A 1,130-nucleotide genomic window follows, 5' to 3' on the forward strand; every position below is an offset into this window, starting at 1 on the left:
CGGGATGGTCCACTTGCGGGAAATTGCCGAGACCGACGACGGGCCCACGGTAGAACCGGCAGGAGCCCCACTGCCCGCCCACAACTCGAAGGTGATGAAGGTGGCGTTCGGGCAGCTGCCGGGTGGCAACCTGCTCCTCGCCGTCGCCGAGGTAACCGAGATACCCGTCGGGCCACCGAGACCAGCCGGGTTTGGATATTTCGTCAACGATTACGTGGATCACATGACGGTCCGGTTGTGGGAAATCACCGAGACCCCAGATGGACCGACGGCACAACCGCTAGAAGCCCCACTGGCCGTCCAATCCACCACGGTCCGAGCGATGGCTTTCGGGCAGCTGCCGGATGGTAATCTCATCCTCGCCTTTGGCGGCGACGATAAGCTTCACCTATGGAAAATCACCGAGACCGGCGGCAGGCCAACGGCACAACCGGCAGGTGACCTTACCCCCGACGCTTCATGGTACCTTAAATTCGGCACTTCATGGTTAGGTGCGATGGCTTTCGGGCAACTGCCGGACGGCAATCTGATCCTCGCCTATACTACCGAGGAGACGGTGCACCTGCGGGAGATTACCCAGACCGGTGCAGGGCCACATGGCCGGCAGGTGGCCACCCTCCCACGCTTCCAAAGCCGCCCGGTGGGATTGCAGTTCGATGAGTTCGACGGGAAGCTGTCGCTCCTCGTGATCGAGTCCAGGGGAGAAGTTCAGCGGCTGTTGGTGCGGGAGGTGTTTGAGAGCTACGCGGATCGGCCTGATTCATTGATGGCGTCGTTGATTTGGTTACTGGACCGGGAGGCGTATCCGGGGTTGTTCGCCGGTTGGACGAGTGCGGACCTACGAGCCGCGATGGGGGTCTCACCTAACAAGAAATTTGACGATCTTATCGATCTCTTCACCAAGCTTTTCGGTGTCCGCGTCCAGATTGTTGAATCGGACTTCCCGTTCACCCGCGGCTCCAGCGTGGACGGCCCGCTGTTGCGGTTGCAGAAGCACGAGAGTCCGGGCAGGTATTCGCCGGTCCGTGATCTTTCCAAAGTGGTTTCGGTTGTTCGTGCTCCGGCCATGGCCCTGCGTGTCCTTGACGACCTGTGGCAGAGGGCGGTGGATGGTGCGGTAGCGGGTAGTC

The 1,130-nt window shown here is 61.1% G+C and carries 1 protein-coding gene; it reads left to right on the forward strand.

Annotated features, from left to right (window positions below; all coding sequences use genetic code 11):
- Positions 1-94: 94 nt before the first annotated feature.
- Positions 95-1,130, forward strand: a 1,036-nt coding sequence (locus tag ACWDVW_RS32660; RefSeq protein ID WP_449956854.1) for a hypothetical protein, incomplete at its 3' end; no start/stop codon positions are given.

This window comes from Micromonospora sp. NPDC003241 (genome assembly GCF_053589795.1).